At 58.5% G+C, this 16,727-nt stretch carries 13 protein-coding genes and 1 tRNA gene; 5 read left to right on the top strand and 9 right to left on the bottom strand.

Translation table 11 applies throughout. The features are described from left to right. Positions 1-31: 31 nt before the first annotated feature. Positions 32-484 carry a hypothetical protein gene (locus F617_RS0110355; protein ID WP_019565250.1) on the bottom strand — a complete coding sequence of 151 codons (453 nt, stop codon included), beginning with the start codon at positions 482-484 and terminating at the stop codon, positions 32-34. Between the two features lie 386 nt (positions 485-870). Here F617_RS0110355 and F617_RS0110350 point away from each other — a divergent pair, with 386 nt between their 5' ends. Then, positions 871-1,503: an outer membrane protein gene (locus F617_RS0110350; RefSeq protein ID WP_003513345.1), complete on the top strand. Its 633-nt coding sequence runs from the start codon at positions 871-873 to the stop codon at positions 1,501-1,503. 212 nt (positions 1,504-1,715) lie between these two features. Continuing rightward, positions 1,716-2,078 (top strand): hypothetical protein, encoded by a 363-nt coding sequence (locus F617_RS0110345; protein ID WP_003513347.1) that lies wholly within the window; start codon positions 1,716-1,718, stop codon positions 2,076-2,078. A 156-nt stretch (positions 2,079-2,234) separates the two neighbouring features. Here F617_RS0110345 and F617_RS0110340 read toward each other — a convergent pair. Beyond that, positions 2,235-2,310 (bottom strand) — tRNA-Ile (locus F617_RS0110340). Positions 2,311-2,488: 178 nt separating this feature from the next. Here F617_RS0110340 and F617_RS0110335 point away from each other — a divergent pair. Then, positions 2,489-3,232 (top strand): SIMPL domain-containing protein, encoded by a 744-nt coding sequence (locus tag F617_RS0110335; RefSeq protein WP_003513348.1) that lies wholly within the window; start codon positions 2,489-2,491, stop codon positions 3,230-3,232. Positions 3,233-3,403: 171 nt separating this feature from the next. On the opposite strand, the gene F617_RS0110330 is transcribed toward F617_RS0110335, so the two are convergent. Continuing rightward, a complete protein-coding gene (locus F617_RS0110330; protein WP_003513350.1) occupies positions 3,404-3,781 on the bottom strand; it encodes a hypothetical protein in 378 nt (125 codons plus the stop codon). Positions 3,782-3,940: 159 nt separating this feature from the next. Beyond that, on the bottom strand, positions 3,941-4,366 hold the full coding sequence (locus tag F617_RS0110325) for a secondary thiamine-phosphate synthase enzyme YjbQ (protein WP_026330776.1): 426 nt from the start codon (positions 4,364-4,366) through the stop codon (positions 3,941-3,943). 252 nt (positions 4,367-4,618) lie between these two features. Here F617_RS0110325 and F617_RS0110315 point away from each other — a divergent pair, with 252 nt between their 5' ends. Beyond that, a complete protein-coding gene (locus tag F617_RS0110315) occupies positions 4,619-7,171 on the top strand; it encodes an HWE histidine kinase domain-containing protein (protein ID WP_019565248.1) in 2,553 nt (850 codons plus the stop codon). Between the two features lie 177 nt (positions 7,172-7,348). Here the strand turns inward: F617_RS0110315 and F617_RS0110310 are convergent, their stop codons facing one another. From F617_RS0110310 to F617_RS0110290, 4 genes are all read right to left on the bottom strand, one after another. Beyond that, entirely contained in the window at positions 7,349-8,269 is a 921-nt protein-coding gene (locus tag F617_RS0110310) for a DUF930 domain-containing protein (protein ID WP_019565247.1), read from the bottom strand. Between the two features lie 195 nt (positions 8,270-8,464). Continuing rightward, a complete protein-coding gene (gene rpoD / locus F617_RS0110305; RefSeq protein WP_003513359.1) occupies positions 8,465-10,519 on the bottom strand; it encodes an RNA polymerase sigma factor RpoD in 2,055 nt (684 codons plus the stop codon). Between the two features lie 394 nt (positions 10,520-10,913). Further along, positions 10,914-12,899 (bottom strand): DNA primase, encoded by a 1,986-nt coding sequence (gene dnaG, locus F617_RS0110300; RefSeq protein ID WP_003513370.1) that lies wholly within the window; start codon positions 12,897-12,899, stop codon positions 10,914-10,916. A gap of 382 nt (positions 12,900-13,281) precedes the next feature. After that, positions 13,282-13,731 (bottom strand): GatB/YqeY domain-containing protein, encoded by a 450-nt coding sequence (locus tag F617_RS0110290; protein ID WP_026330775.1) that lies wholly within the window; start codon positions 13,729-13,731, stop codon positions 13,282-13,284. A gap of 339 nt (positions 13,732-14,070) precedes the next feature. Between F617_RS0110290 and carA the strand changes: the two genes are divergently transcribed. Beyond that, positions 14,071-15,276, top strand: coding sequence for a glutamine-hydrolyzing carbamoyl-phosphate synthase small subunit (gene carA / locus F617_RS0110285; protein ID WP_019565244.1), 1,206 nt, complete (start codon positions 14,071-14,073; stop codon positions 15,274-15,276). A gap of 39 nt (positions 15,277-15,315) precedes the next feature. Here carA and F617_RS0110280 read toward each other — a convergent pair whose 3' ends face one another. Continuing rightward, the gene (locus tag F617_RS0110280) at positions 15,316-16,713 is read right to left on the bottom strand and encodes an MATE family efflux transporter (protein WP_013636556.1); all 1,398 of its coding nucleotides are present in this window, start codon (positions 16,711-16,713) and stop codon (positions 15,316-15,318) included. Between the last annotated feature and the right edge of the window lie 14 nt (positions 16,714-16,727).

Below are 16,727 nucleotides of genomic sequence, written 5' to 3'. Positions count from 1 at the left end.
AACCGTGAGGGTCGGAAGCAGCGACAGCCGTTCAATCGAATTCCGCAGAAACGATGGTGACGCGCCATTCCAGCCGTTGCGGATCTACCGTTTCGTTGTTGCGCAGTCGGAAAGAGCGGCACGCGGCAAAGGTCTCCCCGGCCTCGATCCGCCTTTCACTCACCTGATAGGGATCAAAGGCGACGGAGGCGCGGAAGGCAGGCTCGAACCCTTCAAGCGTATAGGTCAGGCGCTGCACGGCAACATTATTGTCGTTGCGGAAGCTGACGCGGATCGGCAATGCCGCATCCGTGCACGCCGCATCGAAGCTAGCCGTCGCAATGACATGGTCGAGCCGCTGGCTGCCGCGCTGCCAGTCGTAAATGACAAAGGCGGCGGTGGTTCCCCAGATCACCAGCAGGCAGATGACGACCGGTTTGAGGTGCCGCGGAAACGCGATGAGGGTGAGAAGAAGAATGGCACTGAGAACGGCTCCGACAATCACGTCGCCCCTCCCCCATGAAAACTAACCCGCATGCGATCCTGTCCTCCCTTGCCCATTCCTGCCCGCAACATCAGCCCTATCCAGGTGTCGAAGCACCGGCATTGCCGCAGACAGGCACAACTCTATGGTCGTGCCCCTCGCTGTCAAGACAACCAAGCGTGACCCCGCTTCCGTTGCTTTGACAAGGCGGCGAAAGGAACCAAACGCCGTTGAAGGCGTTCGCCGCATCAGAACAGCATGACCGGGCGGTAAAAAACGTCGCGATTTGGGCAAGGGAGGCCGGCAACTCGAGGGAACAATCTGCCCCTTGGAACCGCCGATCTCCAACCCATATTAAATGCACCTAATATATGTTATAGAAGTCAATCAGCTCAGGGAGAAAAACGATGAAAACGCTGATCGTAACGTCACTCTTGGCCCTGTCCGCCAGCACCGCGATGGCTGCGGATGCCGTCTACGAAACCCCGGCGCCTCCGGTCGCGCAGGAAACCCTGCCGGTATTTACCTGGTCTGGTCCCTATCTTGGTATTCAAGGCGGCGCAGGCTGGGCGAACGGCGATTTTTCGGCTGGCGGCCCCGTCGCGTCGGATAGTTTCGATGGCGGCATTCTGGGCGCTTTTGCCGGTTACAATTACCAGTTCGACAATAATTTCGTCCTCGGTATCGAAGGCGATGTCGATTATAACTGGAACGACAATGACTATGCCGGCGTGAACATCGGCACCGACTGGCAGGGCTCCGTTCGTGGCCGTGTCGGTTACGCTTTCGACCGTGCCTTGATCTATGGTACCGCCGGCTGGACAGCGACGCGCGGCTTCATCGAAACGCCTGGCGCCGGCAAGGATAGCACCACGTTCAACGGTTACACCGTCGGCGCTGGCCTGGACTATGCCTTCACCGACAATGTGTTCGGCAGGATTGAATATCGCTACAATGACTATGGTGACAAGGACATCTTCGGCGTCAACACCGATTTCGACCAGAGCACCGTCAAGGTCGGCCTTGGTGTGAAGTTCTGATAGCGTCGACAAACGTCAGCAAAAGAGCCCGGCCAAGTGCCGGGCTTTTTCTTTGTCGGAACGCCGCACCAGCTTCGCCCTGAGACTGTAAAAACGTGGAAAATGTGAACATCGCAAAAATGAGATATTCACGGACCGTTCAGCCGGCCCGTGCCATCATGCGGGCATAATGAGCCTCTATCTCCCGAAGCAGGCTTATGGAGTAGCCCTCGATGAAAAAGATCATTCTTACAACCCTTGCCGCGCTGGTTGCCACCGGCAGCGTCTTCGCGTCCTACGGCACCGCTGCCGCGCAGGACTATCCCTATCGTCCGCGCTACGACCGTGGCGGCCCGCCCCCACCGCCCTATCGCGAACACCGCCGCCACAATGATGGTGCTGCGATTGCCGGCGGACTGGCTGCAGGCGTTATCGGCGGCCTGATCGGCGGCGCAATCGCCAACGGCGGCAACAGCGGTCCCCGCTACTACGAGCCACCACCGCCGCCCCGCCCACGCTGCTGGTTCGAAGACCGCCGCGTTCCCAATTCCTATGATGGCGGCTGGCACACCGAAAGCATGCGGGTCTGCGACTGACCCCATAGCTGAAAATCCGTAATGAACAATCCGATCAGTCTGAATGGCTGGTCGGATTTTTTGTTGGATGAGCAAAAACCAAGGAATGCGCAATGATCGATGATGTGTCGACTTGCTATACGGAATCGCACCAACCCGTTCAAAATATAAGGAAAATGGTGGGCCCGGAGAGACTCGAACTCCCAACCAAGCGGTTATGAGCCGCCGGCTCTAACCATTGAGCTACAGGCCCTTTCGGAAAAATTATCCGAAACACCGGCTTCGCAATGGTTCGAATCCGGTGGGTCACGCTCTAACGTAATTTTTACGGCCCGACAAGCCATTGATGCTATCGCAAGCTGCCGTCGCCGTATTAGCTTCACAATCTAAGGCAATACCCTGCAAAGGGACACAATCAACGAGGAAACACCATGACGACGACAAAGGCCCGCCTTTTCGCACTTAGTGCATTGACCGCAGCAGCAATGATGCCGCTTGCCGGTAATGCCCTTGCGCAGGATGCCACCCCGCGCGAAGCAACCATCAGTGTTTCCGGCGAAGGCCAGTCGGCAATCGCGCCCGATATGGCGATCCTGTCATTCAGTGTCGTCAAGCAGGCGGAAACGGCGGCTGCGGCTCTGACAGAGAATTCCAAGGCGCTCGCCGAGGTTCTGAAATCGCTGAAGGCGTCCGCCATCGAAGACCGCGACCTGCAGACCAGCAATTTCTCCGTACAGCCGCTTTACAAGCATTATGAGCCGAAAGACGGCGTTTACGTCGCACCGGAAATTACCGGCTATCAGGTTTCCAACGGACTGACCGTGCGCGTACGCGACCTGAAGAAGCTGGGCGAGATACTCGATACCTCCGTCAAGCTCGGTATCAACCAGGGCGGCGATATTACCTTTACCAATGACAAGCCGGAAGCAACCGTTACCGAGGCCCGCAAGCAGGCCGTTGCCGATGCGCTGGCCAAAGCTAAAACGCTGACGGAAGCGGCGGGCGTGAAGCTTGGACGCGTGATCCAGATCAGCGAGAACATGCAGCGCCCCATGCCGGTGCCGCAGACCATGATGCGCGCTTCGATGGCGAAGGAGGCCGACAGCGTGCCGATCGCTTCGGGTGAGAACAGCTACAGCGTGGTGGTCAACGTCACCTTCGCCCTGGGCGAATAAAACAGTCGGAGCGGCGGCATTGCCCGCCGCCCGCATTTGCCGAACGGCTGCGCGTAACCGCCACCCGAGAGGCCACAAAAAGAAACGCCCCCCGCCTGTCATGACAAGCGAGGGGCATTTTTTTTGATCCGCGCGAAGGGCGGGGGATTTCCGCGGATCAATATCAGCCGTTTAGCGACGGATCACCGGGCAACCACGCTCATTGGCGAAGAAGATGCGGTCAGGACCGCGACGGTCGAAGCCTGCAACCACGACACGGCGCGGCGATACATCGACAACGCGCGCGCGGCGAAGACCCATGCGGCTAGCCTTTTCCTCCGCAAGCCGCGGCGAGCAACCGTAACGCGGGCGGTCAGGACGGCCCCAACCCGGACCAGGACGATCGGGACGACCCCAGCCCGGGCCGCGGCCTCTGTCATGACCGTATCCATCCTGAACCTGAACTCTGAGCTGAACATCCGGGCCAGCCGAGGCAGCTGGAGCGGTGACGGAAATTCCGCCGAGGGCGATGAGGGCAGCCAGGCCGGCTTTTGCGAAGGTGCTGAACATGAACTCACTCCGTTTGTTTCTGCGCCGGCAGGGACGTCCCCCGGCGATTGACGAGACCCTAGACCCGCCCGCCTGAACGCCGACAGAACCGCATGTTCAGCAGACGTTCAGAGACATTAACGGGAAAACGAAAGGAAAAGTCGGGGCTTTTGACGGGAATCATGGGGAGATATGCAGAACGATTTCACGGCGGTGCGGCCGGTCGCGATGTTCGAAAAGATAAAGGCCCTGCCATGTGCCAAGGGTAAGCCTGCCATCGCTGATCGGTACTCCGATGGAAACCGCGGTCAGGGCCGATTTGATGTGAGCAGGCATGTCATCAGGGCCTTCGAGCGTGTGGACGACCCAGCGCATGGAGACATCGTCGGAAGGTGGCACGAGGCGGGAAAAAAATACCGCCAGATCACGCCGGACATCCGGATCGGCATTTTCCTGGATAAGCAGGGAGCAGGATGTGTGCCTGACGAAGACGGTCAAAAGGCCTTCGTCCACGCCTGCCTCCTTCACAAAGCGCTCGGCCTCGGACGTAAATTCGTAGAGCCCCTGCCCGTGGGTGGTGGTAATGGTCATTTTCTTCTGCGGCACGTTATTTCCTTTAGAAAATTCGGAACAAATTAGGCACTGCAAACGTTGGACCATGTCGAATTGTAACTGATGGCGAAAAGGCGTGCTTCCATGACATGGCGGCTGCCTTTAATAGAACGGAATACCGGCGTCACGGTTGCAAAAAACGGGGAAGGATTGGCACTATCAGAATGAACCATTCAGGCTTTCCCGTCTGCGGACGACTAAACTATTTTCAGTGCAAGACAGGCAAAGGGTGCGAGAGATAGATTCATGGCATCCACTGATTATAATGTCGACCTGACAAATTGCGACCGCGAACCCATCCACATTCCAGGTTATATTCAATCGCACGGCTGCCTGATCGCTTGCGACAACGCCATGCGCATGGTCCTGCGGCATTCGGAAAACTGTCGCGAGATTTTGCGCGTCGATGGCGATATCAACGGCAGAACCGCCGAAGAAGTGCTTGGTAAAAATCTTGTCCATGACCTTCGCAATGCACTCACGGTAACCGGCAGGACCACCCGCCCTGCCATGCTGCCCAATATGGAACTGCGCGATGGTCGCAGCTTCGATATTGCGCTCCACCGCTATAAATCCACGACGATCATCGAATTCGAACCGTCGGGGAGCGAGACCCAGCCGCTTGGCACCGCACGCAAGATGGTGGACCGCATTCGCGAGGCAGACACGGTCGAAAGCCTGATTTCGAGAACAACCCGGCTGGTAAAGGCGACCTTGGGTTACGACCGGGTGATGATCTACCGTTTCGAGGATGACGGTGCAGGCAAGGTCGTGTCGGAGGCAAAGCAGCCGGAACTGGAAAGCTTTCTCGGACAATATTTTCCGGCAAGCGACATACCGCAGCAGGCCCGCACGCTCTATCTTAAAAACACACTGCGCATCATCTCCGACGCCAGCGGAATACGAGTTCCCGTATTGCCCGCCATCGATGTGTCTGGTGAACCGCTTGATCTGTCATTCGCGCATTTGCGCAGCGTTTCTCCCATCCATTGCGAATATCTTCGCAATATGGGCGTTGGTGCCTCCATGTCGATTTCGGTGATCGTCGATGGCGCCCTGTGGGGCCTTATCGCCTGCCACCATTATTCGCCACGCGTTCTGACGATGTCGGTCAGGATCGCCGCAGAAATGTTTGGAGAGTTTTTCTCCATGCATTTGCAGGTCCTTAAGCAGAAGCGCAAACTCGATACCGTCAACCACGCCCATGCCGCTCTCGACCGCTTCCTGCGGCTCGCCGCCCATCACGCGCACATCGAGGAACTGCTGATCGACAGTTTCCAGGATTTTGCCGATCTGATGCCATGCGACGGCGTCGGGCTTTGGGTGGACAACAACTGGCACGGCCACGGCGCAACGCCGCCCGCGGATGCCATTCCAAGGCTGGCGCGCTTCGTAACCTCTGTCAGTGAGGGAAGGGTCTGGGCAACCCATGCCATCTCGCAAGCCATACCGGAAGCGGAGATTTATGCAGATATCGCAGCCGGAATGCTCGCCATTCCGCTGTCGCAGGTCAAAAACGACTATCTGCTGTTTTTCCGCAGGGAGATCGTGCAGAACCTGAACTGGGCCGGCAACCCGGAAAAATCCTATGAGACCGGTCCGCTCGGCGATCGTCTCACGCCGCGCAAGAGCTTCGCGATCTGGAAGGAGACCGTGCGCCTGCAGGCGCAGCCATGGTCAGATGCGGACCGGGAAATTGCCGAAGCCGCAAGAATAGCGTTGGTCGAGGTCGCATTCCATCACAGCGAGCTGATGGCGGGCGAAAGGGAGCGCGCGGAAGTGCGCCAGCGCATGCTGAACGAGGAACTCAACCACCGCGTCAAGAACGTTCTCGCCATTATCAAATCGCTGGTCGGCAATCCCTCGCAGGAGGGTAAAACCCTGCAGGAATATGTCGGTGCGCTGAAGGGTCGTATCCAGGCACTGTCCTTTGCCCATGACCAGATCATCCGCGGTGAAGGCGGCGGGTCGTTGCGCGACCTGCTGGACGCCGAATTGTCGCCGCACCGTTCAGCCGAGGCTATTGTTGATCTCGCCGGACCACAGGTCACGCTCGATTCGCGCGCATTTTCCGTCATGGCCCTCGTACTGCATGAACTGGCGACGAATGCTGCCAAATACGGCGCGCTTGCTCAGACCGGCGGAAAACTGGATCTACGCTGGGAAGTCGACGAAAACCGCGATTGCCTGATACATTGGCGCGAAACTCTGCCTACCAAGCTGCCCACACCATCACGCTCCGGGTTCGGCACGGCGCTCATCAGCCGCAGCATCCCCTACGATCTGGGCGGACGCAGCACCATTCGGTATTTGCCTGATGGACTGGAGGCGGAAATTCTCCTGCCCTCCCGCCATATCTCAGCAGTCATGACAGCTTCCGAGATGAAGACGGAGGATGACGCCGCAACACAACCCAGACGGTCCAACCGGGAGGAAACGTTGAAAATATTGCTCGTAGAAGACCAGATGCTGATCGCCATGGATGTGGAAAACATGCTGGAAGACAACGGCATCAAGACAATCGAAACCGCGACCTCCTCGGCAATGGCCATCGAGAAGCTGAAGAGCTACGTGCCGGATGTGGCTATCCTCGATATCAATCTCGGTTCCGACACCTCCATCGCCGTCGCACGCGAGCTTCACCGCCGCGGGATCCCCTTCCTGTTCGCCACCGGCTATGCCGATGCCAGCATGGTGCCTGACGACTTCGGCAACGTGCCTGTCATCAGGAAGCCTTACGACGAGGATGCGCTGATGGCGGGTATCGGGCTGTTGGTCGGTGATACGGAGAGGGTGTAAACTCCCAGCCCTGCTGACCGACACATTTCCAGACTTGACGTCATCCTTGTGCTTGTCCCGAGGATTTAAACACGTCTACAAAATCAGTCGGTTGCATGTCCTCGGGACAAGCCCGAGGACGACGGAGTGGCGGACGGAAACCTTCGTCAGCAAACCGAAAGTTTAAAAAACTAGCCTTCATTGAAATCGGGTGAAGCCCCGCTTTTTCGCCTCATCCGGTGTTAAGGCGTTCCCAATTTTAAACCGGAAGGCCGTCACGGCGTAGTTATCCAGATCGACCTCGCACTGAAAAGACACATCGTGCCAGCTATTGCCGGTGTTGAATGCGCCGCCGGAAGCATCAATCGAATTCCCCGATATCCTCCCGCCCGTATCCGAATAGGGTATCATGCCACGGGCGGCAAAACCCGCGCCCTGAATTTGCGCCAGAGCCTCCGTGCTGCAAAGCTGAACAATGCGGCGGCGGGGCGGCAGATCACCAAACATCTGGCGTCTTTGGGCCGGAGAAAGCAGCGACGAAGACAATAATTGTTTCGCGGCCGGAAGTTTCGCGGGCTTCTCCTTTACCACCTCGGCAGGTTTTTCGTCAGCCGGTTTCTCCTGCGGCACAGGCGCCTTTTCCGGCTCAGCCTCTTGCTTGACGGGTGAAACCGCAATTTCGCCCTGTTCGGCGGACGCCTTGAGATCGCCGTTGTCGGCAGATGGCGCGGGCTTGTCCTCAGCCGTCTTTTCAGGCTGGCTTTCAGGCTCCTTGGAAGGGTCGGCCTTGTCCGCTTCCTCCGCCTTACCTGGCTTGTCCTCTGGGTCCGCCTGCGTCACCTCCGGCCGCATGGCGATCGCCGGCAGCGTCGCGTGCAAGGGCGGCGAAGGTTTCGGCTCGTCTGCCGGCGGAGCGGGCGGCGGCGGTGGAGGCTGCGGCTTTTCTTGCTTTGCCTGCTCGGCGGCGGGAGGCTTGGCTTCCTCCGGCTTCTTTTCCTCAGGCGGCGGCACCAGATCGACGCTGATGCTTTCCGGCTCCTGCGGTTCGGCTATGCGTTCGGGCAGTTCAAAAAGAAAGATCGCGACCACAGCCAGATGCAGCAACACGGAGACGGGCACCGCCCATCCCTTCCCTCGCCATCTGCTTGCCGAAACCTGTTGCATGTTATCGAGCCAAATCGAACCTGAGCATTTCCGAAAAAGCGGAACGCTTTGTTTTCACACATAAGGCTTGTCGCAGAGATCGCCAGTGCGGGAAACAAAAAACCCGGCCAGAGGTGACTGACCGGGTTCAATTTTAAAGCAGGCAAAGGCTTAGCTGTCGAGGAAGCTTCTGAGCTTTCTGGAGCGGCTCGGATGCTTCAGCTTGCGCAGTGCCTTCGCCTCGATCTGACGAATACGTTCGCGCGTGACCGAGAACTGCTGGCCGACTTCTTCCAGCGTATGGTCGGTGTTCATGCCGATGCCGAAACGCATGCGCAGAACACGTTCTTCACGCGGCGTCAGCGAGGCGAGAACGCGGGTCGTCGTCTCGCGCAAGTTGGCCTGAATGGCGGCGTCGATCGGCAGCAGCGCGTTCTTGTCCTCGATGAAGTCGCCGAGATGCGAATCCTCTTCGTCACCCACAGGGGTTTCGAGCGAAATCGGCTCCTTGGCGATTTTCAGAACCTTGCGCACCTTTTCAAGCGGCATGGCCAGCTTTTCCGCCAGCTCTTCCGGGGTCGGCTCGCGGCCGATCTCGTGCAGCATCTGGCGCGAGGTGCGAACGATCTTGTTGATCGTCTCGATCATGTGAACCGGAATACGGATCGTGCGCGCCTGGTCGGCGATCGAACGGGTGATCGCCTGCCTGATCCACCATGTCGCATAGGTCGAGAACTTGTAACCACGGCGATATTCGAACTTGTCCACCGCCTTCATCAGGCCAATATTGCCTTCCTGAATGAGATCGAGGAACTGCAGGCCGCGGTTGGTATATTTCTTGGCGATGGAGATCACGAGACGCAGGTTGGCCTCGACCATCTCCTTCTTGGCGATACGCGCTTCGCGCTCACCCTTCTGTACCATGGAAACGATACGGCGGAATTCGGCGATGGAAATACCGGTTTCCGTCGACAGATTTTGGATTTCCTGACGGATCTCGCGAATCGTGTTGCTTTCCTCGCGGGCGAATTCCTTCCAGCCGCGGGCGGCCAGATTGGCAATCGACTTCATCCAGTTCGGATCGAGTTCCGCACCGTGATACTGCTCGAGGAAGCTGTCGCGCTTGACGCCATAGGATTCGGCAAGGCGCAGCAGCCGGCCTTCGTTCTGCATCAGACGCTTGGAAATATCGTAAAGCTGCTCGACAAGGCTGTCGACACGGTTCTGGTTCAGCGACAGCGACTTCACAGCCGTGATCAACTGGTCCTTGAGATCCTTGTAGCGGCGCTCCTGACCGGAGGACAGGGTCCCCGTGCAGGCAAGGCGAGCCTCGACCTGCTGGTCCTGAAGCTTGCGCAGCTTCTTGTAGGTGTCGGCAATGGTGTCGAGCGTTTCCATGACCTGCGGACGCAGCTCGGCTTCCATCGCAGCAAGCGAAAGGTTGGACTCGTCGTCGTCCTCTTCTTCCTCTTCCGGCGGCAGGCCATCGCCACCCACATCAGTCACATCCTCGTCACCGGAAGGCGCACGCAGTCTGCGGGTCTTTTCCTTCTCTTCGGCGGCCTTGCGATCCGCCTCGATCTTTTCCGGGCTCTGGAACTGCGGGGCAGCCTTGGCTTCCGGGCCGGAATAGGTGGTTTCGAGATCGATAATCTCGCGCAGCAGCGTCGTGCCTTCGTTGAGTTCGTCGCGCCAGATGATCAGCGCCTGGAACGTCAACGGGCTTTCGCAAAGGCCGGAGATCATCGTTTCGCGGCCGGCCTCGATGCGCTTGGCGATGGCGATTTCGCCTTCGCGCGACAGAAGCTCTACGGAACCCATTTCGCGCAGATACATGCGCACAGGATCGTCGGTACGGTCGGTCGGTTCTTTTTTCTTCGCGGTCGCAAGCGCGGTACCGCCGGAAGGTGCCAGTTCGCCGCCTTCGGACTCTTCGTTATCGGAATCGTCGCTTTCGGCTTCGCCCGGTGCTTCCTCGGCATCCTCGTCCTCGATAACGTTGATGCCCATATCGGACAGCATCGCCATCGTGTCTTCGATCTGCTCGGACGTCACTTCTTCGGACGGCAGGACGGAATTCAGCTCGTCCATCGTCACATAGCCGCGCTTCTTGGCGGCCTTGATCATCTTTTTGACCGCGTCATCCGAAAGATCGAGAAGCGGACCGTCCGTCGCACCGTCGCGTTCGTTTTCTGCTTCTTCGTTTTCTTTGACTTTGGTTGCCATCTATCTCGTCGCTTTCCCTGACGCTAACACCTGTTCCGCCGCATAGCCGTTCGCCTTGAGAGCATCCGGCTGATAACAGCGAATCACTGTCAGACACCTAACGGAGTGATCTTTAATTGCCGATTAACCACGGCAGCCTCAGGCAGAATGCAAAGACAGTGCACCCGAAAATGCTTGCTCATGCAATTTCTATCCGCCAAGGCTCATTCCACCTTACTATTCCTGAATTGGTGATTCCCGCTATTTCCCGCCCCGTCAAGCCTTTGAGGGCGAGACAGCCACGGAAATTCATAAAAAGGGCCGCATTTTGCGAGTTATCACCAGACTACCCCCTATTTAGGGCGCTTGCAGCAAAAGGCAACCCCACACGTCTTTCTATTCTTGGCCGCAGTCCTCAGCCATGGCCGACAGCCGGACCCTTTACCCGGCCGGACATGACGCCGAAACCATCGATGATCGCTTCCTGATTTTCCATTCGGCCGATTTCCAGCTGAACTTCGGCCAGCGCCCGCACCAGAAGCGTGCCGCGTTCGTCGTCCGTCGCCTCGCCTATTTCCCGCTCCAGCTCGCGCTTCTGCCAGAGCAGGGATTTCGTCCTCTTGTGCAGGGAAAGCGCCTGCACATATCCCTCACGCGCATCTTCCAGCGCCGCCTGTTCCGTGGCCGTCCACAGGCGCGCATTGCGCACCTGCTGGTCCATGGTTTTCAAAAGAACCTCGAAACCCTGCTGCGACAGGCGCTCGATCAGCCCTGCCCGCGAAATCTCGGCCGCACTTTCCGCAGCAAAGGTCAGCACAGTCGACCACAGGCGTTGCAGATCGCGGTTCTCGTAATCGATCGCGGCGATCTCGTCATATTCCTCAAGCAGCAGTTCGGGATGGTTGACGATGGTGATGGCGAGAACGCTTTCGCGAAGTGAAGGCTTGGTCTGGTGCCCCCTGACCAGACCCGACTGGGTAAGCCGGTCGGAAATGTTGCTGGCCGGCGCAGCCATGGCTCCACCCCGTCCGGAAGCGTTCCTCTGGAACCCGCGCCCATTACCCTGCTGGCCATCGCGGCGGAAATTTCCACCCTGCGAACCGCCCTGCTGAAAACGCGGCTGGAAGAAGGCATTGAGCCTGTCGCGCATATCCTGCTGGTAAAAACGCCGCACCGCCTCGTCGCCGATGACGGCAACGATCTGCCGCAGCCGGCTTTCAAGCTGGGCACGCTTTTCAGGCGTATCGAAAGTCACCGAAGACGTCTCGCGGCTCCAGATCATCGCCGCGAGCGGTTTTGCCTCGGAAAGCACACGGTCAAAAGGCGCACGCCCCTCCAGCCGCACGAGATCATCAGGGTCTTTTCCGTCGGGCAAAAGCGCAAAACTCACCGAACGATCAGGCTTGATATGCGGCAAGGCGAGATCGGCTGCACGGTTGGCGGCACGAATGCCGGCGCCGTCGCCATCAAAGCAGAGGATCGGCTGCGGCGACATTTTCCACAGGAGCTCAAGCTGGCTTTCCGTCAGCGCCGTGCCGAGCGGGGCGACAGCATTTTCGACACCCGCCTGATAAAGCGCAATGACATCCATATAACCTTCGACGGCAATGACGGTCCCACCGGAAGCCTGCGAGGCGCGCCGCGCGCGGGCGAAATTGTAGAGAACATTGCCCTTGTGAAAAAGCTCGGTCTCGTTGGAGTTCAGATATTTGGCCACTGCATCCGCCGCCATGGCGCGGCCGCCGAAAGCGATCACCTTTTCGCGCGACGACAGGATCGGGAACATGATGCGGTCGCGGAAGCGGTCATAGGAAACCGGCACGTTTTCATGCACCACCAGCCCGCAGGCTTCCATCTGTTCGCGCGCCACACCCTTGCTCGCCAGATGCTCCTTCAGCGCATTGCGGCTATCTGGTGCAAAACCGAGCCTGAATGTCTCGATGGTGCGCCCAGTCAGCCCGCGATCGCGCAGGTAAGCCCGCGCCCGCGCACCAAGCGCGGTCTGCAACTGATCCTGAAAGAACAGCGTCGCCATTTCCATGACGTCCTGCAAAGAGGTGCGCTCGCGCTCGCGCTTCTCAGCCTGCGGATCGGGCTGCGGCATGGAGATGCCGGCCATGTCGGCGATCTGCTGAACGGCTTCGGGGAAACTCAACCCCTCGAGATCGGTGAGAAACCGGAAATGATCGCCGGAAACACCGCAACCAAAACAATGGTATCGCCCCTTGCGATCCTCGCAATGAAAACTCGGGCTTTTTTCGCCATGGAACGGGCAGCAGGCCCAATAATCGCCCCGCGGCGTATTGGTCTTCTTCTTATCCCAGGACACACGTCTGCCGATCACATCGGAGATGTTCACGCGGTCGCGTATCTCATCGAGAAAAGAATTGGAAAATCGCATGGGTTACCTGTTCGAGGCCAGTCTTTCATATAAGCGCAGAAAGGGGTCAGTACCAAACCCAAAGAACCGGAATACCCGATATTCACAGGCCATCGCACTAAAACCGCATCGCCGCTGTCGCCCGCTTCGGGCAAATTTATGGCAGCGCATCATCACAAAAAATTATGTTTTTGTAATTTGAGCCAACCGTCGCCGAGGTATAAAACATATTCAAAGGCAGCGCCCGGACATTCTCATAAAGCTGCTGACGCCCGCAGGCACGTCCCCCGAAAAACGCCTGCGCGTGACCGCATTTTGATCCGCCGAAATGCGCCTTCGTCGGCAGCAAAAAGGCAGGGCAGCCATGGCTGCCCTGCCTTTACTTTTTCCGAACGGGCGAAAACTACTTCAGCAAATCCTTGACGACGCCGGAGGCTTTCGCGAAGTCGATCTGGCCGGGATAGCGCTCCTTGAGCGCATTCATGCACTTGCCCATGTCACGCAGGCCGGAGGCGCCGGTTTCGCTGATGACGGCCTGGCACAATTCGCGCACCTTTTCGGCCGGAATTTCTTCCGGCATGAATTCCTTGATGATGACGATTTCCTCGCGCTCCTGAGCGGCAAGCTCGGCGCGACCGGCACCATCATAGATGCTGGCGGACTCTTCCCGCTGCTTCACCATCTTGGTCAGGATCTGCATGATCTCGTCGTCGGTGACGGGGTCCTTGCCCACGCCGCGATTGGCAATATCGCGATCCTTGATGGCCGCCTGGATGAGACGCACGGTCGATGTACGCCGGGCGTCACGAGCCTTCAGCGCGTCTTTCAGAGTATTAGCGAACGTGTCGCGCATCATTTCTTCTTCTCCTTGGGAAAGTGCATTCCGCAGCTTCTCGACACGGAAACTTTCCACCTTATTTTTCGAAACGACATAACCGAGCAAACCCGCTCAAGCAAATCAAATGCATAAGCCCTTGAATGTGCGAAGGTTTAATTCCGCGTAAATCTCGAGCCTGCGGTTGACCGTTTAAGCAGCTTTCGTTATTTTCCGGCACCTGCACGAGATTTTAACGAAGGGTCAAAACGCGAGTTTTTCGCGCGCCCCTTTATGTCACGAAGCCTGCGACAAAAAATGGCCCCTCTCCCCCTGCCTTTCAAGAGGCGGGGTGCGAAGCGGCAGAAACGGAACGAGATGACCGAGACAGCGCCCTGGACTACCCGCAAACCGACCGCAATGCTTGTTCTTGCCGATGGCACAGTGATCGAGGGAACGGGGATCGGCGCAACCGGCAAGGTACAGGCGGAAGTCTGCTTCAACACCGCACTGACCGGTTACGAAGAAATCCTGACCGATCCGTCCTATCTCGGCCAGATCGTCACCTTCACCTTCCCGCACATCGGCAATGTCGGCACCAATGAGGAAGACATCGAAGACCTGACGCCAGCCGCCCGCCGCGGCGCAGTCGGCGTCATCTTCAAGGCCGACATCACCGCCCCTTCGAACTTCCGCGCCGCCAAGCATCTGGATGCCTGGCTGAAAGCCCGCGGCGTCATCGGCCTTTGCGGCATCGACACGCGCGCGCTGACGGCATGGATACGCGAAAACGGTGCACCGAACGCGGTGATCGCCCATGATCCCAACGGCGTGTTCGACATCGAGGCGCTAAAGGCGGAAGCCAAGGCATGGAGCGGTCTCGTCGGCCTCGACCTCGCCATCGAAGCCACATCCGGCCAATCCTCCACCTGGACGGAAACGCCTTGGGTATGGAACGAGGGTTACGGCACGCTGAATGAAGCCGATGCGAAGTACCATGTCGTCTGCGTGGATTTCGGCGTCAAGCGCAACATCCTGCGCCTCTTCGCCGGTCTCGATTGCAAGGTCACGGTGGTTCCGGCCCAGACATCCGCCGAAGACATTCTGGCATTGAAGCCGGATGGCGTTTTCCTTTCCAACGGTCCGGGAGATCCGGCCGCGACAGGCGAATATGCCGTACCGGTCATTCAGAGCCTCATCAACAGCGACCTGCCGATCTTCGGCATCTGCCTCGGCCACCAGATGCTTGGCCTGGCCGTCGGCGCCAAGACTGAAAAGATGCACCAGGGCCACCACGGCGCCAACCATCCGGTCAAGGACTTCACCACCGGCAAGGTGGAAATCGTTTCCATGAACCATGGTTTTGCGGTTGACGCCAAGTCGCTGCCTGATGGCGTCGAAGAAACCCACACGTCGCTGTTCGACGGCACCAATTGCGGCCTGCGCATCGTCGGCAAGCCGGTCTTCTCCGTCCAGCACCATCCGGAAGCATCGCCCGGCCCGCAGGACAGCCACTATCTCTTCCGCCGCTTCGTCAACCTGCTGCGCGAGAGACAAGGTGAGGCAGCGCTCGCCGAGCGCTGAGACATCTTCGGAAAATCAGGAAAAATATACGGCCCGCTTTCAGCGGGCCGTTTTCATTTCACGCTTCACCAGAATGACGAAACGTATAGTCAGGAGAACGGCCGCCGTCGAAAGGCCGATCACGAAACCGAACCAGACGCCACGTCCGCCAAAGCCGAGCGGAAAGGCCATGGTCCAGGCCAGCGCCAGCCCGATCGGCCAATAGGAAATCAGCGCCAGCATCGCCGGAATGCGCGCATCCTTCAATCCGCGCAGCAAACCTGCTGTCACGGCCTGGATACCATCGACCAGCTGGAAGATGCCGGCGATCACCACGAGGCTGCTTGCGTAGGCAAGCACTTCCGCCGCTTCCGGCAACTTCGCGTCAAGAAACCACTTCGCCAGAAATTCCGGAACAGCCGCAAACAGGATGCCGCCGCAAACGGCAATACCGCAGGCAATCGCGTAGACCATGATGGCGGCGCGCACGAGGTTCCTGAAATCACCCTGACCGAACGCGACACCGACCCTCACGGTCGCCGCCTGCGACAGGCCGAGCGGGATCATGAAAGCGATGGAGGCAAGCTGCAGGGCGATGCCATGCGCCGCAAGCTGCACGGTGCCAATCTGTCCCATCAGGATCGAAGCCGCCGCAAACAGCGTCACTTCGGCAAGGATGGTGATGCTGATAGGCAGGCCAAGGCGCAGCACTTCGAACAGCGCATGCCAGTCAGGCCGCCAGAAGCGCACGAACAGCTCGTATTTCCTGGTTTCCTCACGCGTCTGCACATAAGCGACGATGAAGATGAAGCTGAAGGCATTGACGATGACGGCAACGACAGCCGCGCCGTTCATACCCATCACCGGCAATCCGAAATGGCCGAAGACCAGCGCATAGGCCATCAAACCGTTCATCACCAGCATGATGATGGTGACATACAGAATGATGCCCGCACGGCCGATGGCACTGACAAGCCCGCGCAGCACGTAAAAAAGCAGCGCCGGCAAAAGGCCGAACTTGGCGATGGCGAGATAATGGCCGGTCAACGCCGCAACTTCGGGGTTTTGTCCGAGATAGACCAGAATGCGCTCGGCGTTGAAGAATATCGGCAGGGCAAGAATCCAGTACGCGATTGCAACCCACATGCCCATGCGCAGCGAGCGGCGGGCAGCCGTCGCATCGCCCTGCCCGTAAGCCTGCGCTACCATTGGCACCACGGCCACGGAAAATCCCGAGCCGAAAATGAAGACAACGAAGAAGAACTGCCCGGCCAGCACCATGGCCGCCAGCTTCTCAGCTCCGAGCTGACCGACGATGACCATATCTGTAGTGTGGATGCCAAGCTGCGCGAGCTGCGCACCGACAAGCGGAATTCCAAGCGCAAGCGTAGCCTTGAAATGCGAAAGCCACGACCCCGATCCAGAGGGAACGGTTTCTGCAACAACCGACGAAGACATTGTAATTCACCTGA

The sequence above is a fragment of the Agrobacterium sp. 10MFCol1.1 genome, from assembly GCF_000381165.1.
Taxonomy (GTDB): domain Bacteria; phylum Pseudomonadota; class Alphaproteobacteria; order Rhizobiales; family Rhizobiaceae; genus Agrobacterium; species Agrobacterium tumefaciens.
The sequence above is the reverse complement of the archived record's forward strand: the minus strand, read 5'-3'. Positions and strand labels throughout refer to the sequence as shown.

Excerpts from the sequence above, each read along its gene's own strand:
- F617_RS0110350 (WP_003513345.1), top strand. The coding sequence starts at position 871 with ATGAAAACGCTGATCGTAACGTCACTCTTGGCCCTGTCCGCCAGCACC.
- F617_RS0110345 (WP_003513347.1), top strand. The coding sequence starts at position 1,716 with ATGAAAAAGATCATTCTTACAACCCTTGCCGCGCTGGTTGCCACCGGC.
- F617_RS0110335 (WP_003513348.1), top strand. The coding sequence starts at position 2,489 with ATGACGACGACAAAGGCCCGCCTTTTCGCACTTAGTGCATTGACCGCA.
- F617_RS0110330 (WP_003513350.1), bottom strand. The coding sequence starts at position 3,781 with ATGTTCAGCACCTTCGCAAAAGCCGGCCTGGCTGCCCTCATCGCCCTC.
- F617_RS0110315 (WP_019565248.1), top strand. The coding sequence starts at position 4,619 with ATGGCATCCACTGATTATAATGTCGACCTGACAAATTGCGACCGCGAA.
- rpoD (WP_003513359.1), bottom strand. The coding sequence starts at position 10,519 with ATGGCAACCAAAGTCAAAGAAAACGAAGAAGCAGAAAACGAACGCGAC.
- dnaG (WP_003513370.1), bottom strand. The coding sequence starts at position 12,899 with ATGCGATTTTCCAATTCTTTTCTCGATGAGATACGCGACCGCGTGAAC.
- F617_RS0110290 (WP_026330775.1), bottom strand. The coding sequence starts at position 13,731 with ATGCGCGACACGTTCGCTAATACTCTGAAAGACGCGCTGAAGGCTCGT.
- carA (WP_019565244.1), top strand. The coding sequence starts at position 14,071 with ATGACCGAGACAGCGCCCTGGACTACCCGCAAACCGACCGCAATGCTT.
- F617_RS0110280 (WP_013636556.1), bottom strand. The coding sequence starts at position 16,713 with ATGTCTTCGTCGGTTGTTGCAGAAACCGTTCCCTCTGGATCGGGGTCG.